At 60.7% G+C, this 24141-nt stretch carries 18 protein-coding genes and 2 pseudogenes; 4 read left to right on the top strand and 16 right to left on the bottom strand.

Annotation, left to right across the window (positions count from 1 at the left end; genetic code table 11):
* Positions 1-223 precede the first annotated feature (223 nt).
* The 3 genes and pseudogenes from ACA054_RS10150 to ACA054_RS10140 all read right to left on the bottom strand — a co-directional run bounded on the left by ACA054_RS10150 (position 224) and on the right by ACA054_RS10140 (position 2989).
* The gene (locus ACA054_RS10150; RefSeq protein ID WP_497690271.1) at positions 224-1009 is read right to left on the bottom strand and encodes a methyl-accepting chemotaxis protein; all 786 of its coding nucleotides are present in this window, start codon (positions 1007-1009) and stop codon (positions 224-226) included.
* Positions 1010-1087: 78 nt separating this feature from the next.
* Positions 1088-1276 (bottom strand): annotated as a pseudogene (locus ACA054_RS10145) (HAMP domain-containing protein); the annotation flags it as partial.
* A 1242-nt stretch (positions 1277-2518) separates the two neighbouring features.
* A complete protein-coding gene (locus tag ACA054_RS10140; protein ID WP_497689258.1) occupies positions 2519-2989 on the bottom strand; it encodes a MarR family winged helix-turn-helix transcriptional regulator in 471 nt (156 codons plus the stop codon).
* Between the two features lie 293 nt (positions 2990-3282).
* Here ACA054_RS10140 and ACA054_RS10135 point away from each other — a divergent pair, with 293 nt between their 5' ends.
* The 4 genes and pseudogenes from ACA054_RS10135 (at position 3283) to ACA054_RS10120 (ending at position 8243) form a co-directional block, all read left to right on the top strand.
* Positions 3283-4236 (top strand): PDR/VanB family oxidoreductase, encoded by a 954-nt coding sequence (locus ACA054_RS10135; RefSeq protein WP_497689257.1) that lies wholly within the window; start codon positions 3283-3285, stop codon positions 4234-4236.
* A 32-nt stretch (positions 4237-4268) separates the two neighbouring features.
* The gene (locus ACA054_RS10130; RefSeq protein ID WP_497689256.1) at positions 4269-5345 is read left to right on the top strand and encodes a Rieske 2Fe-2S domain-containing protein; all 1077 of its coding nucleotides are present in this window, start codon (positions 4269-4271) and stop codon (positions 5343-5345) included.
* Between the two features lie 248 nt (positions 5346-5593).
* A pseudogene (locus tag ACA054_RS10125) lies at positions 5594-6928 on the top strand (MFS transporter).
* A 37-nt stretch (positions 6929-6965) separates the two neighbouring features.
* Positions 6966-8243 (top strand): OprD family porin, encoded by a 1278-nt coding sequence (locus ACA054_RS10120; RefSeq protein ID WP_497689255.1) that lies wholly within the window; start codon positions 6966-6968, stop codon positions 8241-8243.
* Positions 8244-8310: 67 nt separating this feature from the next.
* Here ACA054_RS10120 and ACA054_RS10115 read toward each other — a convergent pair whose 3' ends face one another.
* The 13 genes from ACA054_RS10115 to ACA054_RS10055 form a co-directional block, all read right to left on the bottom strand.
* Entirely contained in the window at positions 8311-9945 is a 1635-nt protein-coding gene (locus ACA054_RS10115; RefSeq protein WP_497689254.1) for an arylsulfatase, read from the bottom strand.
* A gap of 56 nt (positions 9946-10001) precedes the next feature.
* On the bottom strand, positions 10002-10796 hold the full coding sequence (locus ACA054_RS10110) for a cyclase family protein (RefSeq protein WP_497689253.1): 795 nt from the start codon (positions 10794-10796) through the stop codon (positions 10002-10004).
* Positions 10774-11778 carry an NAD-dependent epimerase/dehydratase family protein gene (locus ACA054_RS10105; protein WP_497689252.1) on the bottom strand — a complete coding sequence of 335 codons (1005 nt, stop codon included), beginning with the start codon at positions 11776-11778 and terminating at the stop codon, positions 10774-10776. Before ACA054_RS10105 ends, ACA054_RS10110 begins: the two co-directional genes overlap by 23 nt.
* A 10-nt stretch (positions 11779-11788) precedes the next feature.
* Positions 11789-12772 carry a fumarylacetoacetate hydrolase family protein gene (locus ACA054_RS10100; protein WP_497689251.1) on the bottom strand — a complete coding sequence of 328 codons (984 nt, stop codon included), beginning with the start codon at positions 12770-12772 and terminating at the stop codon, positions 11789-11791.
* Positions 12769-13350, bottom strand: coding sequence for a cupin domain-containing protein (locus ACA054_RS10095; protein ID WP_497689250.1), 582 nt, complete (start codon positions 13348-13350; stop codon positions 12769-12771). Before ACA054_RS10095 ends, ACA054_RS10100 begins: the two co-directional genes overlap by 4 nt.
* Positions 13351-13363: 13 nt before the next feature.
* Positions 13364-14614: an MFS transporter gene (locus ACA054_RS10090; protein WP_497689249.1), complete on the bottom strand. Its 1251-nt coding sequence runs from the start codon at positions 14612-14614 to the stop codon at positions 13364-13366.
* A complete protein-coding gene (locus ACA054_RS10085; RefSeq protein ID WP_497689248.1) occupies positions 14604-17078 on the bottom strand; it encodes an efflux RND transporter permease subunit in 2475 nt (824 codons plus the stop codon). Before ACA054_RS10085 ends, ACA054_RS10090 begins: the two co-directional genes overlap by 11 nt.
* 4 nt (positions 17079-17082) lie before the next feature.
* The gene (locus ACA054_RS10080; protein WP_497689247.1) at positions 17083-18177 is read right to left on the bottom strand and encodes a YCF48-related protein; all 1095 of its coding nucleotides are present in this window, start codon (positions 18175-18177) and stop codon (positions 17083-17085) included.
* Between the two features lie 85 nt (positions 18178-18262).
* Positions 18263-19651, bottom strand: a complete 1389-nt coding sequence (locus tag ACA054_RS10075) for a DUF1329 domain-containing protein (RefSeq protein WP_497689246.1) — start codon at positions 19649-19651, stop codon at positions 18263-18265.
* Between the two features lie 12 nt (positions 19652-19663).
* Positions 19664-21361: a DUF1302 domain-containing protein gene (locus ACA054_RS10070; RefSeq protein WP_497689245.1), complete on the bottom strand. Its 1698-nt coding sequence runs from the start codon at positions 21359-21361 to the stop codon at positions 19664-19666.
* Between the two features lie 44 nt (positions 21362-21405).
* On the bottom strand, positions 21406-22530 hold the full coding sequence (locus ACA054_RS10065; RefSeq protein ID WP_497689244.1) for an FAD-dependent oxidoreductase: 1125 nt from the start codon (positions 22528-22530) through the stop codon (positions 21406-21408).
* A gap of 86 nt (positions 22531-22616) precedes the next feature.
* Positions 22617-23027, bottom strand: coding sequence for a Rieske (2Fe-2S) protein (locus ACA054_RS10060; RefSeq protein ID WP_497689243.1), 411 nt, complete (start codon positions 23025-23027; stop codon positions 22617-22619).
* Between the two features lie 161 nt (positions 23028-23188).
* Positions 23189-24127: a VOC family protein gene (locus ACA054_RS10055; RefSeq protein WP_497689242.1), complete on the bottom strand. Its 939-nt coding sequence runs from the start codon at positions 24125-24127 to the stop codon at positions 23189-23191.
* Positions 24128-24141 lie beyond the last annotated feature (14 nt).

The raw sequence follows: 24141 nt of genomic DNA, 5'->3' as shown, positions 1-24141 counted from the left end.
CCGCGACAAAAGATGCGCCACCTTACCCGGCTTTTCCGAAAAATCAGTTACCTGATCACGCCGCCTCCGTACCTGATCTCGACACGAGTGAACTATTCGTTCACAGCCAATACTCATCAGTCATTAACAGGGCACCGTCGTTGGAAGGATCGCGGAAAAGATGACAAGGTCATCGGCCATCGGTTGCTGGACGAGAGTCTCCGATTTGCCCGGCACACTGCTTTCAGGTGCTTGCGTGAAATGCTCCTACTGCTTCACCAAGGCTTGCACTCAGGCGCTGCAGGTTGCCATTGGCCATTTCCAGGCGTCCACACTCCTCGGCATTTTGCTCCACCACCAAGTCCACCTGACCAAGGGCTGCATCGACCTGGCAGACGATGTCGTGTTGGGTCGCTGCCGCTTGGGCGATGCTCTGTCCGGTTTGTTCGACACGCGAGATAGCCTCGGTAATCGCGTCCAGAACCTGGTTCGCGCGCGTAGTCAGATCAACGCCCTCAGCGGTCAGGCGCTGGCTGTCACACAGGCAGGCGGCGGTATCACCGGTCACCTGCCCGAGACGTTGAATCATGCTGTCGATCTCCCCCGTCGACGCTCGCGTGCGCCTGGCGAGTGCCCGTACTTCGTCCGCTACTACTGCAAAACCACGACCATGTTCCCCGGCACGGGCAGCCTCGATAGCAGCGTTCAAGGCCAGTAGATTAGTCTGCTCGGCTATGGCGCTGATCACGTCCAGCACACGGGTGATAGCCTGGCTGTGCTTTTCCAGCATTTGCATGGAGCTTGCACTGCTGGTCATTTCCCGCGCCAGCCGCTGCAGGCTTTGACTGGCTTGTCGTACCAGATCGTCCCCCTGATGGATCAGCTCGCAGGTCTCACCCAGGGTTATCTGGTTGTCTGCGACTTGCCGGGTAACCTGCGCAGCAGCCACGGTCATATGCTGCATGGCCTCGACCACCTGCGCGGTCTGTTCGCGCTGTGCACGCACTCCCTGCCCTGTGCGCTCTACCATTGAGTCCAAGGTGACGGCGGCAGAGTCAAGCTGTTCCACTTCGCTGCCGATCCGTCCCACAAGATTTCGCAGCGCCTGCATCATCAGGTCGATCGCGTAGCCGAGCTGTCCCAACTCGTCGTGCCGATCGGGTAACGCTGAACGCTCTTTTAGATCCCCCGCCGCCACACGTTGTGCCAGTTCAAGCATCGACCTCAGCGGAGTGACAATCGAGCGACGGATCAACAGGCACGCACCGACACTGAGCACCACCGCCAGCAGCACCATCGCCGCCAGTTGTAGCTCCAGACGTTGGCGGAGTAATTCATAAGACTGCGCGGCCCTGACGCGCTCGTCTTCCAACAGCATCGTCACTTTCTCAGCCGAAATCGACATGCTCGCCTGTTGCGCCATGGCCTGTTCACCACTGACGGCATAACCCAAAAATGCCTGGCGATATTCGGTCAACGCCGCGCTGGCCTCATCCAGTGCACGATGCCGATCGCCGTCGAGTTGCGCATTCAGGCTGCTCAACGCCGTAGCAAGCTCACTGATCCGGTTGACCCAGTCGTCCCGGTAGCGTTTCTGCGGATCCAGGGAAAAATACAGTTCGCTGTCGCGCAGGTTGGCCAAGCGTTCGCGTAATACAACCGCCTCTTCCAACTGCTGCATTGACTGGGCATCGGGCAGCCTGTGCTGCTCAATATCCAGGTTGATATCGTCCAGTTGGTCGAGGAACACCTCACCGAAACGCTGTCCCGACGTTTGCGCCAGCACTTGCATGCGTAGCCGTGCTTGTAACGCCTGCTGGCGCGCCTCGGCATAGGCTTGAAACGCCTTCAGGTAACGGTTGGATGAGTCCGCAAGCGTAAGAGCGAAGTCCTCGCCCAAGCGTGCAAGTGGCGATCCGGCTTGTAGCTGACGTAGTGCCTCCTCGACCTGCGCGCCCGTCTGCGGTGACGGCAGTAAACCGAAATCCTTCTCCGCAAGCCGCGCTTGGGCGAGATTGGCTTTGCGGTGATCCAGCTCGCGTAAATGTGTAGCGCTGGACTGTGTGGCCTGCACCGAATACCAAGCGGTGAGTGCCATGCCCAGCGTGCAGATCAGCACCAGGCCGAAGCCGAGGGACAGCTTGCCGCCGACACTCAGGCGGCTCGGCAAAGCACCGAGGAAGTTGGTCGTCATTTGCAAGGAAGGCCTGACACCAACGCACTGGCAAGGGTCAGCCTTGAAGACGCACGCGGCGATGCGGCGATGGAGCGAATAGCCATCGAATGAACCCTCTTTTATTATTTTTGCTGGGCATGGTTATCAGCTGCCTCCGGCCGGGCAAGGCAGCCCGAACCGGTGCGCGTCACTTGGCGTGATAGGCCGAGCGACGGGCACAGGTTGCCGTGACAGAGGGGGGATGACTAATCGCTTGTCGGGATGCGACCTATCGGCAAGCGCAATACTTGAACGATAGGCGAGCGAGTCGACAAGGGCGCAGAAGCGACACAACCATGGGGCGTCAGGAATTGAAGCGCAGGATCAAGCGTCTACAGGATCGTAGTCGTTCACGTTGGATACCTGGGCATGCATGCGGCCCAACAACTCGATCAGGGTGTCCACTTCCGAAGCAGAGAGCCCGCTGAGCAGCCGCCGCTCTCGTTCCAGTGCAACCTTGAGCACCCGGTCATGCAGCGCTTTTCCGCTGTCGGTCAGGCTGACGGTGTAGCGCCGTGCATCCTTCGAATCGACCCGGCTGCAAATGTGCCCTGCAACTTCCAACGACTGCAGTGAACGGCTGACCGCACTCTTGTCGAGTCCGATCGTCTGACAGATTCGATTGGCGGTGATGTCATTTTCCACGGCGAGCATCGAGAGCATTCGCCACTCGACCACACCGATGCCGAAATGCTTGCGATAGCACTGCGATGCCCCCGAAGAGAGCTTGTTGGACAAGAAATTCAACAGTGCAGGGACGTAACGCGTCAGGTTCAGTTGGGATTCTGCGGACATTGAACGAACACCTTGGATCGGCGGGGTCTTTGAATATTAGTTGACACCGCAACTAAATAATCGGAGGATTTCTCTACCGAACGTCACGGGTGATGACCTGCATGATATGCCGTCGCCCTGCCTCATAAAAATAATTATCAGGTCCTGGTCATGAACCCCTTCAATCTCACCTCCTTCGCCTTGTTCAAGCAAACGATCACCCTCCACGCGCCAGCGCCCGGCTGACCCGCCCCCCAGCCCATGCTCTAACCAATGCTTTTTTCAGCAGCCACTTCAGTGTGGAGGGACAAGTCATGCTTCAAGTCAACGTCACCCGCAAAGCAGACGAAGCCGAAGGCATCTGCAGTTTCGAATTATGTGCCGCGCACGGCAGTACGCTGCCAGCGTTCGAGGCCGGTGCCCACATCGACATTCACATTGCCGACGGCCTCACCCGGCAGTACTCCTTGTGCAACGATCCGAGGGAACGCCACCGCTACCTGATCAGTGTGCTCAAGGACCCGGATTCCCGTGGCGGCTCCAAAGCCATGCACGAGCAGGTTCGGTCTGGGCAAACGCTCACCATCAGCACTCCGCGCAACCTTTTTCCGCTTGAACGCTCAGCCAACCGACACCTGCTGTTTGGCGGTGGTATCGGTATCACGCCCATGCTGGCCATGGCCTATGAGCTATCGCACCAAGGCGCAGATTTCGAGTTGCACTACTGCTTTCGATCAAGCGAACGCGCGGCGTTCGTTGCGATGCTTGCGCAAACGCCTTTCGCCGGGCGCATAAAGTTTCATGACGACAGCGGCCCCCAAATCCAGAAGCTGGATGCATCAGCCTTGCTCGCGACACCTGACGCTGGCACCCATCTCTATGTGTGCGGGCCGGCCGGTTTCATGAACTACATCCTTGATGCTGCGCAGAACGCAGGGTGGTCGCAGGACCGCGTGCATAAAGAGTTCTTCGCCGCAGACCCTATCGATCAAAGCGCCAATGCGCCCTTCGAAGTCGAGCTGGCAAGCAGTGGCCAGGTATTTCAGATCCCTGCCGAACGCACGGTGTTCGAAGTGCTGGACGAGGCCGGCATAGAGATCGAGTCATCCTGCGAGCAAGGTGTCTGCGGCACCTGCGTAACCCGTGTACTCATGGGCATACCAGACCACCGGGACAAGTTTCTGACAGTGGTCGAACAAGCTGCAAACGACCGCTTTACGCCCTGTTGCTCTCGCGCCAGATCATCACGCCTGGTTCTTGATCTCTGAATTCGAACAACAACATCAACATGGAGAACACCATGAATACATCCACTCTCCAAACGCTTGCCGAAGAAATTCCAGCGCCTGCCTTGCCTGACTTTCCCCTGAACCAGTGGTACGTCGCTGCCCTGGGTTGGGAGTTGAAGGACAAACCCGTGGGCCGGACACTGCTCAGCAAGCCTGTCGTGCTGTTTCGCAAAGCCAACGGCGAGGTGGCTGCGCTCGAAGACCGCTGCTGCCATCGAGCGCTGCCATTGTCGAACGGCACGCTCGAAGAGTCTGGCATTCGTTGCGGCTACCACGGCCTGCTGTTCGATGAACGCGGTAAATGCGTCGAAATCCCGGGCCAGGACAAGATCCCGAGCAAAGCCAAAGTACCCGCGTATCACGTGCGTGAGCAGGATCAGATCGTCTGGATCTGGTTTGGCAGCGAGGCTCAATCCGAACCGACCTGCGAGCCACCGACCTACCCTGTTCACAGCAGCGGCAACTACTTGTTCGACGGTAACGTTTACCACTACAACGCGCCTTATCAGCTGATTCACGACAACCTTATGGACTTGAGTCATCTGGGTTATGTCCACCTGCGCACCATCGGTGGCAACGCCAGCATCCACATGAATGCCCGGATGAGTGTGGAAAGTGAAGACAACGTGGTACGGGTCGTGCGCCACATGCCGGACTCTGTTCCACCACCCACCTACACGGCCGCCTACCCGTTCAAAGGCACCGTGGACCGTTGGCAGGAAATCGAATTTCACGTCAGTCATCTGCGCATCTGGACCGGTGCGGTAGATGCCGGCACCGATGACCTGGATGATCCCGATCGCGGTGGTTTCCATATGCGCGGGTTCCACGGCGTAACGCCAGAGACCGAAACCACCAGTCACTACTTCTGGACCATGGCCACCAACCCCGAAAGCAATCCCGAAGCCATCAAGGCCAAGGTGATTGAGCAAACGGTATTGACCTTCGATGAAGACAAGGAAGTTATCGAAGCCCAATACCAGAACATGTGCCGGTTCGGTGTACGCCCGATGATCGACATACATGTCGATGTCGGTGCCAATCGCGCCCGCCGCATCATCGAGCAGCTTCGCCAATCCATTTCTTGAGTACACAGCGCATGCGCACTGAATGAGTGTGGGTGCGCATTTTCCCGGCCGACTCAGACGTTCCGTCGTCCTGAGCGCGGTGCCGCCGCGGAGTCGAGTCGCGGCTGCGAGGCACCTTGCATGCTCCACTGACCAACAAAAACAAGAAGGTATCGACATGGACACACTGCAATCCCTGCCTGGCGGGGCGGTTTCGGCTGCCCGTCGTTCACTCCAACTCTCTACCCACAGCCTCGGAGCCTGACGCCATGAGCCAGTCGATTGGGCAACAGCTGGACGAAAAACCCATGGTCAGCTTTCAGTGGGGCGTGATTGCGCTCTGCTTTCTGATCAACATGCTGGATGGCTTCGATGTTTTGGTGATGGCATTTACCGCTGCTTCCATTTCCGCCGACTGAGGCCTGAGCGGCACTCACCTCGGCTACCTGCTCAGCGCAGGGCTTGTCGGAATGGCTATCGGCTCGTTGTTTATCGCTCCCTGGGCAGACCGCTTTGGGCGACGGCCGCTCATTTTGCTGTGTGTCGGCATTGCGGGGCTCGGCATGCTGGCGTCATCAAGGGCAACATCCCCCGAAATGCTGGCCGTACTACGCCTGATCACCGGACTTGGCATTGGTGGCATTCTGGCCAGCAGCTACGTTATCGCCGGGGAGTACGCAAACAAGAAGTGGCGCAGTCTGGCCATCAGCCTGCAATCCACAGCCTACGCACTGGGCGCAACGATCGGCGGCCTGATCGCGGCGCAGATCATCCCGTCCCTGGGCTGGCGTTCGGTGTTCTTTTACGGTGGCGTAACGACGCTGCTGACCTTGCCGATCCTTGCATTCTGGTTGCCCGAGTCCCTGGCATTCCTGCTGTCTCGCCAACCCCGGCGCGCGCTGGAACGTATCAATATTCTGCTGAAACGAGTGGCGATCACGTCGCTCGATCGGTTGCCCGAGGTGTGGCAGGACACCAGGAAACCGCTACGAGCGACCTTTGCCGAGCTCTTCTCGCCGGCCCTGCTCCGTTCAACCTTGCTGGTATGGATCGCCTTCTTTCTGGTGATGTTCGGTTTCTACTTCGTGATGAGCTGGACGCCGAGGCTGCTGGTTTCGGCCGGCCTGTCGAATACACAGGGAATTACTGGCGGCGTGCTACTCAACGTCGGGGGCATTCTCGGCACCTCGCTGATCGGTTTGCTGGCGGCGCGCTTTCGTCTGTCCCGGGTGCTCATGGCCTACCTGCTGGTCAATGCGGTACTGCTGGCAGTCTTCGTACAATTCACTGCCAACCTGAACCTGGCCTTCGCCCTGGTGCTGCTGATCGGAATCTTTGTCAATGGCTGCGTCGCCGGGCTCTATGCCCTTACTCCGAGCATCTACACCGCCACCCAGCGCGTCACCGGCCTGGGTTGGGGCATTGGCATCGGTCGCGTCGGTGCGATTCTTTCGCCATTGGTGGCGGGCCGGTTGATCGATGCGCAGTGGCAGCCCGCTGACCTTTACCTGTTGTTTGCCCTGTCCTTCGTCCTCGCAGCCCTCGCCGTCTGGCTTTTGAAACCGCAGCGGCTGCTCCAGCTGAACACCGTAGGCAACGCCTGAATCAAGCGTCCATAACAATAAAAGCAGGACAAATCACATGCAAAAAACCATTGAATGCCCTTGGCGCTACGGCCTGGGCATGGCAATAGCCTGCGCCTCTTCCACCGCCTGCGCAGGGTTCGTGGACGGCAGCAGCGCTACCCTGACTGCACGCAATTTCTACCTGGATCGGGATTACAAAGGTACCAGTCCATATTCAGCCGCTCGTGAGTGGGCACAGGGGTTCATCCTCAGAGCCAATTCCGGCTTCACAGACGGGACGGTGGGCTTCGGCCTGGACCTCACGGGCATGCTGGGACTCAAGCTGGACTCATCGCCCGATCGGACCGGCACCCAACTCCTGCCCTACGACCCGACGACCCGAGAGGCCGCAGACGAATATTCGGAGCTGGGCGTGGCGCTCAAGGCGAAGATTTCCAAGACCCGCCTGTCCATTGGGACGCAGTTCCCTGCTCTGCCGGTGATCACCGCGAGTCCTGCGCGTTTGCTGCCGCAATCCTTTCGCGGCGCCTATGCGGTTTCCGAAGACATCGACGACCTCACGCTGCACACGGGACGCATGGATCGAGTGAACCTGCGCGATTCCACCGACTATCAGCCAATAGCACTGGCGTCGCCCAATGGCCGCTTCAAACCGGGCGCCAGCTCCGAACGCTTTGACTTCATCGGCGGCGACTATCACTGGTCTGACACATTGACGCTTCGCTATTTTCATGCCGAACTGAAGGACATATACACTCAGGACTTTGCGGGGGGCGTCCACCTGCTCCCCCTCGGCCCTGGCAAACTGAAGACAGATGTGCGGGTCTACAACAGTCGGGAGAACGGTCGCGCAGAAGCCGGCAAGGTGGACAACCTGAATGCCGGCGCCATGTTCAGTTACCAGATCGCAGCCCACACCTTGGGCTTGGGTTACATGCACCAGACGGGCGACACGGCAATGGCCTACATTGCCGGTGGGGAGCCAACCGTCCTCAGCGACGGCACCATGAGCGCAGACTTCGTCAACCCGAAGGAGCGGACCTGGGTGGCGCGCTATGACTACAACTTCGCCGCTGTTGGTCTGCCGGGGCTGACCGGCATGGCCCGCTACTTGAGAGGAAGCCACATCGACCTGCCGCAGCTGGGGGGTAGCAACCTGACGGAGTCGTCGAAAGATCTGGAGTTGGCCTATGTCATACAGTCAGGCCCGGCAAAGAACCTCGCACTGCGCATTCGCCATGCGTTGTATCGCAATGAGCAGAGTGCAGCCTCGACATTCCGAAGTGACAACGAAACCCGGATCAACATCGACTACACACTCAAGGTCTGGTAACTGACGACAGCAGGTTAAAAAAAGCTCTGCCCTCATGCATCCCACCTCATGCATGAGGGCAACCTGGTCAATGCGCAGCAAACACCACTCCAACTTGCTCGGCATACTTCAACCATGCGGCCTTGAGCCGTTGCACCGTCTCCGGTCGGGCGGCAGCCAGGTCCGTGGTTTCGCCACGGTCTTGCGCCACATCGAACAATTGCCATTGCAGCGGCTGCGCATTGTCGCCAAACCCTGCCTGAGGTCGCATACCCAACAGCTTGAGATTGCCTTCGCGATAATAGGCATTGCCGAACAGCTCTCCGGCGAGGCTATCGTTGCTGTGCGGGCTGCCTTTACCGGCGAGCATTGGCAGCATTGATTTACCGGTAATCGGGTGTTTACCGGTATCGGTGGGCAATGCGATACCCGCCAGTTCCAGAAAGGTCGGTGCCAGGTCATCCACCCGCGCAACGCCGCGCTCCACCCCCTGACGACGCAGTGCCTTGGGCAGCTGGACAATCGCCGGCACGCTGATGCCGCCTTCTGCGGTGGTGCCTTTGAACAGGTGGAAAGGAGCCGCGCTGACCTCGGCCCAGCGCAGGCCGTAGTCGATCTGTGAACCCTTCTGGCCGAGGTTGGCATAGCTATTGTCGGTGCGCACGCCCGGTGGATAGAACTGGGCGTGGTTCTCCCCCGCCGCGCCGTTATCGGACATGAATACGATCAAGGTGTTGTCGTACTGGCCGCTCTGGCGCAGGTAATCGACCAGTCGGCCAATGTTATGGTCAAGGTTATCGACCATGGCGGCGTAGATTTCCATCTTCCGCGCCTCGATACCTTGCTGCTCAGGACTCAATTGCTCCCAACCCGGCAGCTTGGGGTTCACCGGCAGCGGCTTTGCAGGCTGGGCATCGTTGGCCATGAGGCCGAGACTTTTCAGGCGCTCGATCCGCGCCAGACGTACGCTGTCATAACCCTGGTCAAAACGACCGTGGTATTTGTCCAGGTATTCCTTGGGGGCTTGCAGCGGCCAGTGCGGCGACGTGAAGGCGGCGTAGGCGAAAAACGGTTTGCCGTCTTGTTGGCTGTTTTTGAGGTAGCTGATCAGCTTGTCGGTGTAGAAGTCCGAGGAATAGAAATTCTCCGGCAACTCCACGGCCTTGCCGTTTTCGCGGTAATGCACTTGCTCGATTTTTGACGGGTCGAGACTCACGGGCTTGAAGTGCGTTGAACCGCCCTCCAGCAAGGTGAAAGACTGCTCGAAGCCGCGTTGATCCGGCCCTTGATCCGCCTCCAGGCCCAGGTGCCATTTACCGACCATGAGGGTGCTGTAGCCGCCCTGTTTCAGCAGTTCGGCAATCGAGTAGGAGCGCTGGTTCAGATACCCCTCGTAACCCGGCTTGCCCCGTTGAAACGGTTGCAAGGCTTCAGCCATGGTGCCGAGTCCGGCAAGGTGGTTGTCGGTGCCGGACATCAGCATCGAGCGCGTAATCGAACAGGTCGGCGCGGCGTACAGGTTGGTGAACTGCACACCCTCCCGGGCAAGCTGATCCAGGGTTGGCGTATTGATTTCGCCGCCGTAGCTGCCCAGGTCGGAATACCCCAGGTCATCGGCCACGATCAGCAGGATATTGGGCTGTGCTGAGCCGGCGCTGGCCGCCATGACCAGGCTGCTACCCAGTGACAGCACGGCCGTCAGAAACGTTTGAGGCAGACGCATGTGTTCTCTCTTATTGTGTTTTATCGAGTGCTGTTCCTGGCTTTCCCGCTCGCGGCTTACTCTTCGAAAATCGCCACCGCGCGAACAAACCCCGCCGATGCGTGCTTGATCTTGTAGGGGAAGCATGACACCACAAAACCACTGGCCGGCAGGGATTCCAGGTTGGCGAGCTTTTCCATTTGCCCATAACCGATATCGCGCCCGGCCTTGTGCCCTTCCCAAATGATCGAGGCATCGCCGTCGGCTGCAAAACGCTCACGGGTGTACTTGAACGGTGCGTCCCAGCTCCAGGCATCGGTGCCGACCACCCGCACCCCACGCTCCAACAGATACAACGTGGCTTCACGACCGATTCCGACACCGGCATCCAGATAACCCGGTTGACCGAATAACGCCCCGGCACGGGTGTTGACCAGCACGATATCCAACGGCTGCAATGGATGGCCAATTCGCGCCAGCTCGGCTTCGATCTCGTCAGCCGTCACCACATGACCATCCGCCATGTGCCGAAAGTCCAGCTTCACCCCCGGTTGCAGGCACCAATCCAGCGGTAACTCATCGATGCCAAACGCCGGCTGACCACCGTCGGTGGTCGAGGCGTAATGCCACGGCGCATCCATGTGCGTTCCGCTGTGGGTGGTGATGTGCAGTCGCTCGGCGGCCCAGGATTCGTTGCCTGGCATCTGCTCGAGTTGCAGCCCCGGGAACATCGCTGCCATTTCCGGCCAGCCTTGCTGGTGATCCATGTAATCGATCTTCGGCAGCAACGGCGGCGGATCGGTATAGGGGTTGTTGTCGAGGGTGACCGAGAGGTCGACGAGACGACGCTTAGGCTTGGTTGGCTTTGACATGAAAGGTCTCTCCGGTCAGTGGCAAGTGTCGGGGGGCGGTAGGATTGAGGGAGTTGCGGACCAGCGCGGCAGCATTGCGGTCATGGCTGAAACCGGCGGCCCGCGCTTGCGGTGTTTTCAGGGGTGGCATGCGCCCGAACAACGCTTCGAGTCGGGCGTCGGGTGCAAAGCTGATCAGCCTGCAACGCTCCTGCCCGTAGCGCTCGGCCAATGCGTCGATCACCTGGGCCATGGACAAATGCAGAACCGGCAACTGCCACACCCGTTGAGTGCCCAACGAGGCGCCATCCAGCTCTGCAGCGTGGATCAGGTTGTTCACACAGCAGCGGGCCGACATCCACCAGGCCGTCGCCTCTGGCGAGACCGGGCAGCGATAGGGTTCACCCTCTGCATAAGCGCGCATCAGGTCGCTCATGAACGCCGAACGCAAGCCATTGGGCTCGCGGGGCCGGGCGACAATGCCCGGCAGGCGCAACACGCGACCATCCACGTCGCCCCGCCGGGCAAGGTCGCTCACGGCGCTTTCCACCATGGCCTTGTGCGTGCCATAGGACAGTTCGGGGCGCAGCTCGGCAGTCTCGTTCATTCGCTCCGGCAGATGACCGCCATACACCGCGACGCTGCTGGCATACACCAAAACGGGGGGCTGGCTTTTGTTGCGTAGCTGGTTGAGCAATTCCAGGCTGGCCAGCAGGTTGACCTGGTAACCGAGTTCGTACTGTTCTTCTGCCGCGCCACCGGGAATGCTGACCAGATGGAACACCACGTCGATGCCGTCGGCCAACACCCGGCGCATCAAGGCCGGATCGGTCACGCTGCCGAAATGACGGCGCAGGCGGGCGTCATCCGGCAAGCCCTGCAAGTCTCTGTCCAGTACCAGCAACGAGCCAATGGCCTGCCCGCGCAAGCTGCCCCGCGCCAGCAGGCAACGCACCAGCTCTCGTCCGACAAAACCATTGGCACCGGTAATCAACACACGCATATACCGCTCCTCAGCCCCGGGCCTCAACGACACATTGATCGATGGCGCCGAACAACGACTGGCCGTCGCTACCAAGGACATCCATGTGCACGCGGTCACCAAAGCGCATGAAGCCGGTGTGTGCGGCACCGTGTTCGATCATCTCGATGGCGCGACGCTCGGCAATGCAGGCCGAACCCGCACCGCGTTCGGCATTCGAAACCGTACCGGAGCCGATCAGCGTGCCAGCGCGCAGCCTGCGAGTCAGCGCGGCGTGGGCGATCAATTGGCCAAAATCGAAGTTCATCTGCCCGCCGTGCGGTTGACCGAACCATTGGCCATTCCAGTGCACCTGCAACGGCAGATGCACCCGTCCATCGCGCCAGGCATCGCCCAGTTCGTCCGGGGTAATGGCTAGCGGGGCGAAGCTGGATGAGGGCTTGGCCTGCAAGAATCCAAAACCTGTGCGCATTTCCCGCGGGGCCAGGGCGCGCAAACTGACGTCATTGATTTGCAGAATCAACTTGATGTGCTGCAGCGCCTGTTGTGCGTCGCAACCCATGGGCACGTCATCCACCAGCACCACAAACTCGCCTTCAAAGTCGATGCCCTGGCTCTCGCTCGGCAGCTCAATGTCATCGCGCGGGCCAATGAAGTCGTCACCGGCACCCTGGTACATCAGCGGCGTGTGCTCGGCGCCGTCGATGGGTTCAAGGTTGAACGCTTTCTGCATCAGCGCACCGTGGCTGAGGAAGGCCGAGCCGTCGCACCACTGATAGGCACGCGGCAAGGGCGCCATGGCCTGGCCTGGGTCGAAGGCAAAGGCATCCGTCGCCCCGCTCGCATTCAACTGAACCGACAGCGCCTGCAAGCGCGGTTCGATGCTGCTCCAGTTCTCTATGGCCTGCTGCAAGGTCGGCGCCACGGAGCTGGCGTCCAGTGCGAAGGCGAGATCCCGCGAGACCACGACGAGCTGACCATCACGACTGCCGTTTTTCAGGGTGGCGAGTTTCATGCCGATGCTCCTTGCTTAGCACTCAACTCAGCGGCGAAGCGCCCGTCAAGAAGAATGAAGACCATGCGCGCCATCGCTTCGGTGCGGTTGCTCCAGGCGTGGTTGGTGCCGCGTTGCACCACGACGTCGCCGCGCTTGAGGTGCACCTCCTCCTCATCCAGCACCAGCCACACTTCACCTTCGGTGACGATGCCGTAGTCGAGGGTCTCGGTGCGGTGCATCAATTTGTGCCTGGAGTTGGCCTGGCCGGTGCCGGCGTGGGACTCGCCAATTTCGGCGAATGCAGCCGCGGCCTCTTCAGCGCTGACCTGGTTCTGCACGCTGTCCGGTGGAATATCCACCACCCTAATCACGCTGCCCTGGGGCCCGGGGCTCAGTTGCAAGGGTTTGCTGCTGGGATCGCTGGCGTTGTCGAGTAACGCCGGGCTGGTGCTGCTGTTCCACAGTTCATGAAACACCGTGCCTGGCACCGACGACAGCGGGAACACGTTCGGCGTCGGCCCGTTGCTGGCAACGATCGCCTGGCCTTGTTGATCGTGACCAGTGACCACTCGTTTGAATTCAGGAAGCGCTTGCATGGAAAATCCTCGTTCAGTTTCCGTCGCCGATGGTGGTGCCACCGACAACAACATTCGCGTGGGGAAACAGGCCACCGAGCCGGGGCACGGCCAGGCAAAACACCGCCACCAACAGTTGCAGCCCACCGACGATGGCCAACGCATGGGGTAGCGCAGTGATGACGCCTCCGGTCACGCCGAGAACCACCAGGGGGCTGATGAATTCGCCGGCGAAGATGGCCGCGGTAAAACACCCCGCCGCCCGCCCGCGTTGATGGAAATTGACTTGCGCCATGATCCAGGTGATCAGCGTCGGCAGCATCAGGCCAATACCCAGGCCATTGATCATCACTGCGACCACGACCTGCACATGGGTAGAGGCGTCAGCCATCAACAGCCCGCCGATGCCCGCCAGCGCGTAGGCGATCAGCAGCATGTGTTGCCCACGCATCCCGCTGAACAAACGAAAACTCAGCGCACCGATGAGCACGCCCAGTTGATTGGCGCCCATGGTCATGCCGATTTGTTGCGGAGCATCCACGTGCAGCAGGTTGAGCAGATAACCGGCCTGCACCGGCACGATAAACAGGCTCAAACCCGCCAACAGCGCCAGCACATACATGGGGGTAAGGGCGCGCCATGGAAATTTGCCTGCCGGCACTGGCTGAGTTGCTTGCTCTGGCTGCGCACGGGTCTGCGGCTCCCACAGTTTCCAGGCCATCAGTGGCAGGAAAACCAGGCCCACTGCGTACAACGCAAACGGCGTACGCCAGTCGTTTTGCCCGAGGAAGCCACCCAGCGCGATGAACACCGCCGCCGACAACGAGGTCGCGACCATCTGCAAGGCAAACAGGCGCTCACGTTTGGCACCGCTGTAGTAGTCGCCCATCAGCGTGGTGCAGCAGGTCATGATCCCCGCCTCGGCCAATCCGATGCCTGCACGACTGAGAACGATCGCCTGCAGCGAATCGAGCCAGAGCGGCAGCACGCCGCAGAGCACGTACAGCAACATACTGGCCAGCAGCAACGGCTTGCGCCCCAGGCGATCGGCGATCAGCCCGGCGAACGGCGCCAGCAAGGCAATCACCAATGCCGGCAAGGTCAACACGACAGGTACCAGCACGGCGCTGCCGGCCACGTCGGCAAAATGTGCCTGCATCCGTGGCAATACCGGGGCCAGTAATACCGCCCCCAGCACCGGCAGACAGCTGCCCAGCAGCAACAACAGCGATTGCGCCAAGCCGGCTTGTCGGGTGGCGTTTTCTACGGGGGAATTAGCGACCACGGCAGAGCTCCTTGAGGCGCAGCTGATGAACGTCGGCAATCACCGCCGACTCAGAACCCACTACATTGGTCACTGTCATCGGCACGACGGCGCCCTGCGCCTCGCTGCGTGCGGGTAACAGGAAGTACGCCAGCGCCGGCAGCAACACCAAGGCACCGACCATGTTCCAGACGAACATGAAGGCCAGCAGCACGCCCATGTCGGCCTGGAATTTGATGGGTGAAAACGTCCAGGTCGCAACGCCGATGGCCAGGGTGATACCGGTCAGCATCACCACCTTGCCGGTGGAAACCAGCGCGCGGTAATAGGCTTCGGACAGGCTCGCCCCCTGGCGCAGATGACCCAGGAGGATGCTCATCACGTACAACGCATAATCGACACCGATGCCCACGCCCAGGGCGATGACCGGTAGCGTGGCGACTTTCACACCGATGTTCAGCCAGACCATCAAGGCTTCGCAGAGGATCGACGTCAGCATCAAGGGAATCACCGCGCACAGCGTCGCGCGCCAGGAGCGGAAGGTGATCAGGCACAGCAGAATCACCGCGCCGTAAACCCAGACGAGCATCTCGCGGTTGGCTTGCTTGACCACGATATTGGTCGCCGCTTCGATGCCGGCGTTACCAGCGGCCAGCAGGAATTGCACCTCGTCGGTGTTATTCGCCGCGGCAAATTTTTCCACGTGCTCGACCAGGCGGGTCAGCGTCTCGGCCTTGTGGTCGGTGAGGTAGGCGTACAGGGTCAACAGGCTGCAGTCTTCGTCGTACAACCCGCGCGGCGCGCTGGCGGTGATCATGTTGAGCATCGCCTGGTTGTTCTGCAGCTCGTACCACTTCGGGTTGCCTTCACTGAGGCCGACCAGCATGCGCCGGTTCAGCAACGCCAGCGAATTGGTCGAGTCCACCCCCGGCAAGGCGCGCAGTTGCCAGTCCAGGGCGTCGACCTTGGCGAGGATGTCGTAGCGCGCACAGCTGCTGGCCGGGGTCTTCACCATCACCGCGAACAGATCGCTGCTGGCGCCGTAATGACGGGTCAGAAAGGCATCGTCCTGGTTGTAGCGCGAGTCCGCACGCAACTCCGGCGCACCGGCATCGAGGTCACCGATTTTCAGTTGCAGGCTGACCAGAAAGCCCACAGCGGCCAACGCAAGGCTGATGGCGATGCACAGGCTGGCCCAGCGACGCTGGGTGAACAGGTCGAGAAAACGCCAGAAGGCATGGCGCGTCTGGCCGGTTTGCTCGGCCTGTTCGCTCTTGAGGCTCAGTCGTGCCGCGCGCGGCGTGACGCCGACATACGAGAGCAACACCGGCAGCAGGATCAGGTTGGTGAAGATCAACACCGCCACGCCAATGCTGGCGATCACCGCGAGGTCTTGAATGACCTGGATCTTGATCAGCATCAGTACCGCGAAACCCACGGCATCACACAGCAGCGCCGTCAGCCCGGCGAGAAACAGACGGCGAAAGGTAAAACGCGCGGCCACTTCCCGGTGCATGCCACGACCGATGTCCTGCATGATGCCGTTCATTTTCTGCGCGCCGTGGCTCATGCCGATGGCAAACACCAGGAACGGCACCAGCACCGAATACGGGTCCAGCTGGTAGTCCACTAATGGCAGCAATCCCAGCTGCCAGACCACCGCCACCAGCGAGCACAGCACCACCAGCACGGTACTGCGCAGGCAGCGGGTGTACCAGAACAGCACGGCGGTGGTGATCAGGATCGCGACGGCGAAGAACAGCAGGATCTGCTTCAGACCGGCAATCAGGTCACCGACTTTTTTCGCGAAACCGGTGATGTGGATGTCGATGTTGGCGCTTTGATAGGTGCTGCGCAGCGTCTCCAGTTGCTCGGACAACACCGCGTAATCAAGCGGCTTGCCATCGGTGGTGGTTGCCAGCAACGGCACGTAGATGATGCTGGAGGTCTGGTCGAACGCCACCAACTGCCCGAGTTCATTGGAACGCTGCACGTTGCGCCGCAGTGCATCGAGGTTGGCCGCGCTGCCGCTGTAGTCATCCGGTATCACCGGGCCGCCGTCGAGGCCGTCTTCGGTCACGGCGACCCAGCGCGTGGCCGGTGTCCAGAGCGACTTCATGTAAGCCCGGTCGACACCCGGTAGCAGGTAGAGTTTGTCGCTCATGGCCTGCAGGGTCTTGAGGTACTCGGCGTCATAGATATCGCCGTGCCGGTTGGCCACCACAATGCGCAGGGCGTTGCCTAAACCGGTGAGCTGTTTCTGGTGCTCAAGGTAGTTGGCAATGTAGGGCTGCTGTGTGGGGATCATCTTTTCGAAGCTGGCATTGAGCTCGATTCGGGTGGCTTGATACCCGAGCACCAGGGTAGTCAGCACACACACCAACAGCACCCACAGGCGGTGGTTGAACAGTGTGCGTTCCACCACAGAACCGGAGCGTGGATCGAAATTCGCCAGGCTGGCCGTGGCGTTGTCGAAAGACTTCATAACCTCACTCCGAAGCGTTGGCGATTGACGGCGATACGCGCGTCAACCCAGTGAAACCAGCCAGCGTCAGGCTGCCATCAGCGGCCTGGACAACACTGGCAACGGGCTTGCCGAGCGGTTTGCCGTAGGGTTGGAGCAATGCGCCGGGCTGACTGTTGGTGCGAAACAAGGCACCGCTCTGATTGACCAGCAGCAACTGGCCGTCATCGGTGCGGATCGCATCGCTGAAAGACACCGGCATCGACACCGGCGCAGGCTGGAAGCTCTCGCCCAGGTCGCTGGAGGCAAACACATTGCCCTTCAAACCAGCCACTAGCAGGACACCGTCATCGCGCATTTGCAGGGTAAAAAAACTCCCGGTGTAGGGGCTTTCCAACTGGGTGAATGACTTGCCGCCATCGTCCGAGCGAGCGAGGTAGCCCTGCTCGCCGGCCAGGAACCAGTGCGCTCCCTGTTGAGCGATGGCGGACAGGTGCGCGCCCATCGGGTTGTCGACTTGCCCCATGCTGGATTGCCAGGTAGCGCCGCCATCGTCGGTGCGAAAGGCCAGGCCGTACGCGCCCACGATCAGGCCGTGTTGGGCATCGACGAACTGCAGGGCGAGAAATGGCTTGTCCGCACCCTCACTGGCTAGCCGTTCAGCCGTCTGTACGCGTGCGGCGGCGGCATCCTGGTCGCTCGCAGAAGGCAGTTGCGCTCTGGCGCCTACCAGCTCTAGCTGTGCCGCACGCAAGCCATCCAGTTGCACGATCCAGTGTTCACCACCGTCGCGGGAAACCAGCACGACACCGGCATGTCCGACCGCCCAGCCGGTGTTGGCATCGACAAACTGCACCGCGGTCAGACTGACCGAAACCGGCACTTCTGCCTGACGCCAGCTTGCGCCGTTGTCATCGGAGAGCAGCACGATGCCCCGCTCCCCCACCGCCACCAGCCGCGCACCCGCCCGGGCCAGGTCCAACAGCACCGCGGATTTCGCCTGCGGCGCCTGCATCGCCGGGGTATTCAGTGCGTCGCCCACCGCCTCGGCCTGCGCCAGGCTAAACGGCAGCGCCACAAGCCACATCAGCCGACCAACCACCTGACAGAATCTGTTCATACCGACCTCGAAAAACCGTTTGAAACCGGATCACGCTGCGCAAGCCACGATCCGGTCTGACTCACCGCCTGTCTCAACGTCTGTCTCAACGAACCCCGGCACCCGCCATCGCCGCCGGCGAAAATTCGGAGGCCCTGTAGCGATCCACCATGCCGTACTGTTCTGGCTGGCCGGTGTAGACGTTCTGGATAAACCAGGCGCCGGAGGTCAGGTCGTAGAAGCCCGAGGACAATTGCGCTTGCGCGGGCAGGTCCGGCAGTACCGCCGGCAACGACCACAGGGTCTTGGCCAGTTGGCCGTTGGCGTCCCAGCGATCGCCCAGCATGGCTTGCCAGGTGTCTTCATCGAGGTAGTAGCGGCCCTTCGGCAACTGGTGACGCTTGCCCGGTGCCAGATCGGCCTCGACCACCCACACCCTATGCAATTCCCAGCGCACGTAATCCGGGTTCATGTGGTGGGCGAGGAACAGGTCTTCAGGTTTGGCGGCGGTTTGCACCTTGTTGGTGTTGTAGGGGATGTACATCTCCTGCTTGCCCACCAGTTTCCAGTTGAAGCGGTCCATGCGGCCCTGGAACACGCTCAACTCGTCGAACGACATCACCCCGGCAGTCGCCGGTGTCGGCGTATCGCAGCAGGCATTCGGCAGCTTGCGCACCCGGCGTTGCCCGGTCAGGTAAACGTGCGCCTGGGACAGGTCGCCGTTGATGTTGGTGCGACCCATGATCTGCTCGCCGGCTCGCAACGGTGGCCCGACGTTGAGCAGACGGAACAGCCAGTAGTCACCGGCAAACGACTCCGGCGTCCCTTCCTGGTAGTAATACGGCATCTCCTGGATGGCCTGGCCGTCTGTGGTCATGACTTGCTTGCCATCGGCGGTCATCAGGTAGTGACGAAAATGCATCGACACCGAGGTACCGCGCCAATTCAGCACGTGGTTCCACATGGCTTCGGCGCCGTTTTGCGGGATCGGGAACGGGATGCCGCCAAAGGCGCCTTCGGGGACCGGGCCGGCGCTGCTGTCGACCAGTTTGGCGCGGGTCGCGTTTTTCAGCGTGTTGTCATAAACCCATTGTGGCGCGGCGGCTGTGCGGCGGGTCGGGTACACATCGATGCGATAGGTGTCCGGGAAACGCTTGAACATTTCCTTGGTGCCGTCGCTGAGTTTGCCGGCGTATTGCGCGAGGTTTTTCGAAGTGATGCTGAACAGCGGTTTGTCCGCGGCGAACGGATCGGTACGCTTGCCGCCTTCCTTGAACGAAGGATCGACCTTGGTGTAACCACCGTCCCAGGCGGGAATGGAGCCGTCGGCATTGCCGGCGCGCTCGGCACCAAAAGGCGTCAGGTTTTTCGACAGTTTGGCCGCGTCTTCTGCCGTCGCAGCCAGCGTGAGTTGGCTGCAAATGGCCAGGCTACCGAGCAGTGCGAAGCAAAGGGTTTTGAGCTTGAAGGCTCCGGTCTTTTTGTTGTGGGTCATGCGCAAGTCCTCTTAAAACGTGGTCTTGACGGAGAAAGCCAGGTAGTCCCGGTCTTTCAGCGATTGCTTGTAATTGAACTGGCTGGCCGCGTTGAGGTTGGTGTCCTCGGCGCCGTAGTAGTGCGTGTAGGTCAGGCCGGCGGTAACGCGATCCAGGTAGGTCGCGGTGATGCCGATGTTCATATCGCCGCCGTTGTTCGGGCCGAAGGAGCTGACGACGGCCGATTTGCCCAGCGGGAAGTAGCTGAGGCCGAGCGGGATGCTGATATCGATGCCGGAGAAAAACTGGCGGTAGGTTGGCGTGTAGACCACCTTGAACCCCAGGCCGTCATCGGTGGCATTGGGGTCAAGGGCGGCACGGTTTTTGGTGACGCTCAGCAGTCGGTTCCAGGCGATCTCACCGACCAGTCCCGATTCCCTGGCAATAAAATTCGGCCCGAACGAGGCCAGGACGTTGAGGTTGACGTGGGCGGTGCGGCCGACCGCGTACAGGGCATCGTCATCGTTGTCGGCGACCACGCCAGGCAGGACGGTCTGACCGTTGGAAACCAGCGGCATGTTCCAGCGCATCGAGGCTTCACCGGCGAAGCTGTACTCATCGACCGTGGTAGAAAAACTGGCGCCAAAGGCACGAATGTCTTCCGGGTACACCCAGTAGTACTCGCCGATCTGGCCAGTGCTGAAGTTCGGCGTACCGGTCGAGGGTTTGAGATACAGCTTGGGGGTTTTGTCGTGGTACTGGATCGCGTACAGGCCGTACTCGACCGTTTCCGCGCTGTACTTCAACTGCAGGCCGCCCTGCCCCGAACTTTTCGCTTCCTTGTCATTGCCATGGAAGAACGCCGCCGGGCTGCTGGCATTGCCACCGAGGAACGCAGGAAATGGCGCGCCCACGATCAAGCGTTCGTTGCCTTCACCAATGGTGTCGCTGGTGGAGAAGTAACTGCCGGCGCCCGGCAGGCGCGTCTCTTCCCATTCCAGCTGGTAGAAGGCGCCGAGCGACACGTCGTTGGTCAGTTGAAAAGTGCCTGAAAGCTGATTGACCGGACGGGTGATTTCCTTGAACTGAGTGTTGGGGACGGACTGCGCCTTCACCACGTCGACCGGTCCCATGCCACCGGCAATGCCGTTGGCCCCGAAGAACAGGCTCTCGCCCCAGATCAAGCCGTGGCGCCCTGCTCGCACGGACGTGGCGTGATCGGCCAGTTCGCCGTTCCAGTACACAAACGCGTCGAGCAATTCCCCGTCACCGCCATGCAGGTGGCGGGTGTCGTCGGTGAATTCGTCGTAGGCCACCGAACGGGCGTTGGCCCGTGCCGGGTCGTCGTTATCGTTGTCGTGCTGGTAGGCGGTGTCGTACCAGGCGGCACCACTGAGGCGTGCGCCGACGTTTTTAAACGACATGTCCAGCTCTGAGAGGATGTCCGTGCGGTTGGAGATCAGGCCCTTCTTGAAGGCCCGGTCGCCGTCGTCCTGATTGAGTGCCACCTGGCCCTCGGTCAGTTTGCTGCTGGGATTTTGCGTGCGCCATGCAGCGCTGTACTTCACCGTGTTGTCCCAACGCAGGTTGAAATCCGGATTGCCGGTATCCACCGAAAAGGCGTGGGCCGCTTGGCTGCACAGCACCAAAGCCGCGGCCAGACTGAAAGCAAAGGGTGCAGACGTGCTGACCGGGCGGCGCGCAAGCGTCGCAGTCGTGGAACTAACCATCGCGTTAACCTCTTGTTTTTATAGTGGTAACTGCTGTGGGTGAATCAGATGGGCTCGGCCGTCAGCGCGAGCATCTGCTTGACCAGGCCAATGCGGTCGAACTCGCGGTCGTGCTGCATTTCCTTGTCGCCGGCCAGCACCGAGCTTTCGCTGATGTATTTGCAGCGCTCGAAACGGCGTGCCATGAAGCGCTGGAGCTGTTGCTCGACGCTGCCGTCGCGGGTCAGTTCTTCACTGAGTACGATGGCATCTTCAATCGCCATGCCGGCCCCCTGGCCGAGGTGCGGCGTGGTCGCGTGGGCTGCGTCGCCGATCAGCAGCACGCGGCCGCGATACCAGGGCTCATCGACGAAGACCACTTCCATCGGCTTGTAGACTACCTGGCTGCTGTCGGTGATTTGTTCGCGCAGCTCACCGATGAGGCCGGTAAAACCCTGCAAGCGCTGGCGCATCTGCTCGGCCAGGGTCGCGGGGTCCATCCACGGGTTGGACGGTTCGTGGGACGTGAGGAACAGGTACATCAGGTCACCGGCCAGCGGCACCAGCCCGGCATTGCCTTCGGCACTCTGGTAGTTGGCGAGGTGATCGATCTGCGGCGCGCGCGGGAAGTTATAGCGCCACACCGATTGGCCGGTGAACCGTGGCGTGTAGGTGTCGCCGAAGAGCAAATCGCGAACCTTGGAAAACAATCCGTCGGCGCCGACCACCAGGTCGTACACAGCGCTGCTGCCATCGGTGAACAGCACATCAACGTTGTCGCCATTGTCGTCCAGGGATTCCACGCTAAGACCCAGGCGTACCTGGGCGCCCAGTTCCAGCGCCGTTTCGCTGAGGACCTTGTGCAGCGCCAGACGAGAGATGCCGACGTTGGCCGGGTACGCAGGCCCAGCCAGGCGTTGACCCGGGATGCGCGCCAGCTGCTGACCGGCCGGGCCATAAATGGCGACGTCTTCAAAGGCATACGCCGCATCGAGATAACCGTCGAGCACGCCCAGCTTGGCCATCTCGCGGACCACGTTGCTTTGCTGGATGATCCCGACGCCGTACACCGTCCACTCTGACTTGAGCTCGATCAGATCGACTTCAATGCCCTTGCGTCGCAGTGCGATGGCCGCACACAAGCCACCAATGCCACCGCCCACGATCAGAACTTTGTTCACTGCACTCATGGCTTTCTCACTTTTATTCTTGTGATTCGATGCAGCGCCGGGCACTGCGTCGTTGGGTCCAGCTTCCCGACAAAGCAGGAATTTGACTAATCGCGAGTAGGGATGCGATGTATCTCCAAACGCGATACCTCGACGGCGGGCGGCGCTATCTGAATATCGGGCATTTGCAGCACCAACCAGCCCTCCTCCACACGCCACGCCAATGCCTCCAGCGTCTGGCCCAGACAAGGGCCGTAGACGCATTCACCGGTACTCGGCAGAAACTGCGCACCGTGGGCGTAACAGACAATCAGCTGGCCGTCGGCGGATAAAAAACGGTCTTTGCGGTACTCCAGGCGTACGTCCAGATGTGGGCAACTGTTGCGATAAACCCGCACCTGTCCCTCGTGCACCAGGGCAAAGACACTGTCCCTGCCGCGCTGCAATGGATCGAATCCGCGCGCCTGCCCTTCCACCAGTTCGTCGATCCGGCACAGGGGGAAATCGCTTTGGTCCATGACAGAAACCTGTACTCAACCGTAATTGGGTGGCACGCCACCAGACGCATGTTGTAGGAGCGAGCATGCTCGCGAAAAACCTGAGAGCACCGCGGGGCGTCAGGCTCCCCGCGTCATCGTTGACCCCCATCGTCGGAACGCCGCCCGGAGCAGGCTCGCTCCTACAGGGGTTTGGGTGGCGGGCCGCCGGGTGCCCACTTTGCTTTCGAGTTGAACAGGAACAGCTGCGAGTTATCCGCCGACAACGGCGCGCGACGGGCCTCCCATTCGTCATCGTGTTTGTCCATGTCGGCGTCGTATTCAATGTGGCAACCCAGCGGGCTGTTGAAGTACCAGAACCAGTTGGAGCCAAAGAGGTGACGGCCTGGCCCCCAAAAACTGGTCCAGCCCTTTTGCTCGAAACGCGTGCCGGCCAACAGCACTTCGGTGCCACTGCCCATGTGAAAGGTGAAGTGCTCGCAGCCCTTCATGTGCGGCGGGGTCTGGATCATGAACAGGCAATGGTGATCATCGGAACCCGCCGGGCGCATGAACGGCCCGGCACCGATAAAGGTGTCCGTGGTCCGAAAACCCAGGCGCTCGGCATAGAACGCTTCGGCCTTGGCCGCGTCGGGGACGAAATACACCACGTGGGACAAGGTGCGCGGCACGGCGCTCATGTCGAGGGTAATGCCAGGCTGGTTCAGCGGTCGTTGCGGCGCATGACCGGCGGCGTTGGTCAGGTCTTCCGGGGCGTTGTACGCCTTGCGAACGGTCACCTGGAAAGCGATCGCGAAGCCCATGTCGTCGACGCTGTGCAGCACGCCGTTTTCCCGGGAGACCTGACGGTCTCGCGCCAATTCGTCTTCGATGGCGTCCAGGTCAGCCGCGCTGGCAACGCCGTAGACGGTTTCGCGAATCGACGGTGCCGGGCCGATGGCAACCGGCAGGCTCGGATCGTCCGCACGGCGAATGATCACGGCAGTGCCGTCCAGTGCTTCGAAGCGCCCGCCATTGCTGTCGACGTCAACCGGCGCAAGGCCGTAGTCACGCAGGCAATCGGTACAGGCTTGGATGTCATCGACGCCAAAGATCAGGGCATCAAGGCCAATGATGTTCATGGCTACCACTCCAT

It is taken from the genome of Pseudomonas sp. LBUM1653 (genome assembly GCF_059716115.1).
This window is presented reverse-complemented; position numbering and strand designations above follow the sequence as displayed.

Bases quoted from the DNA above. Each gene is read 5' to 3' on its own strand.
- ACA054_RS10055 (WP_497689242.1), bottom strand. From the start codon at position 24,127: ATGAACATCATTGGCCTTGATGCCCTGATCTTTGGCGTCGATGACATC.
- ACA054_RS10070 (WP_497689245.1), bottom strand. From the start codon at position 21,361: ATGGTTAGTTCCACGACTGCGACGCTTGCGCGCCGCCCGGTCAGCACG.
- ACA054_RS10100 (WP_497689251.1), bottom strand. From the start codon at position 12,772: ATGAAACTCGCCACCCTGAAAAACGGCAGTCGTGATGGTCAGCTCGTC.
- ACA054_RS10140 (WP_497689258.1), bottom strand. From the start codon at position 2,989: ATGTCCGCAGAATCCCAACTGAACCTGACGCGTTACGTCCCTGCACTG.
- ACA054_RS10080 (WP_497689247.1), bottom strand. From the start codon at position 18,177: ATGAACAGATTCTGTCAGGTGGTTGGTCGGCTGATGTGGCTTGTGGCG.
- ACA054_RS10115 (WP_497689254.1), bottom strand. From the start codon at position 9,945: ATGCGTCTGCCTCAAACGTTTCTGACGGCCGTGCTGTCACTGGGTAGC.
- ACA054_RS10085 (WP_497689248.1), bottom strand. From the start codon at position 17,078: ATGAAGTCTTTCGACAACGCCACGGCCAGCCTGGCGAATTTCGATCCA.
- ACA054_RS10060 (WP_497689243.1), bottom strand. From the start codon at position 23,027: ATGGACCAAAGCGATTTCCCCCTGTGCCGGATCGACGAACTGGTGGAA.
- ACA054_RS10075 (WP_497689246.1), bottom strand. From the start codon at position 19,651: ATGACCCACAACAAAAAGACCGGAGCCTTCAAGCTCAAAACCCTTTGC.
- ACA054_RS10120 (WP_497689255.1), top strand. From the start codon at position 6,966: ATGCAAAAAACCATTGAATGCCCTTGGCGCTACGGCCTGGGCATGGCA.
- ACA054_RS10135 (WP_497689257.1), top strand. From the start codon at position 3,283: ATGCTTCAAGTCAACGTCACCCGCAAAGCAGACGAAGCCGAAGGCATC.
- ACA054_RS10130 (WP_497689256.1), top strand. From the start codon at position 4,269: ATGAATACATCCACTCTCCAAACGCTTGCCGAAGAAATTCCAGCGCCT.
- ACA054_RS10095 (WP_497689250.1), bottom strand. From the start codon at position 13,350: ATGCAAGCGCTTCCTGAATTCAAACGAGTGGTCACTGGTCACGATCAA.
- ACA054_RS10110 (WP_497689253.1), bottom strand. From the start codon at position 10,796: ATGTCAAAGCCAACCAAGCCTAAGCGTCGTCTCGTCGACCTCTCGGTC.
- ACA054_RS10150 (WP_497690271.1), bottom strand. From the start codon at position 1,009: ATGGTAGAGCGCACAGGGCAGGGAGTGCGTGCACAGCGCGAACAGACC.
- ACA054_RS10105 (WP_497689252.1), bottom strand. From the start codon at position 11,778: ATGCGTGTGTTGATTACCGGTGCCAATGGTTTTGTCGGACGAGAGCTG.
- ACA054_RS10065 (WP_497689244.1), bottom strand. From the start codon at position 22,530: ATGAGTGCAGTGAACAAAGTTCTGATCGTGGGCGGTGGCATTGGTGGC.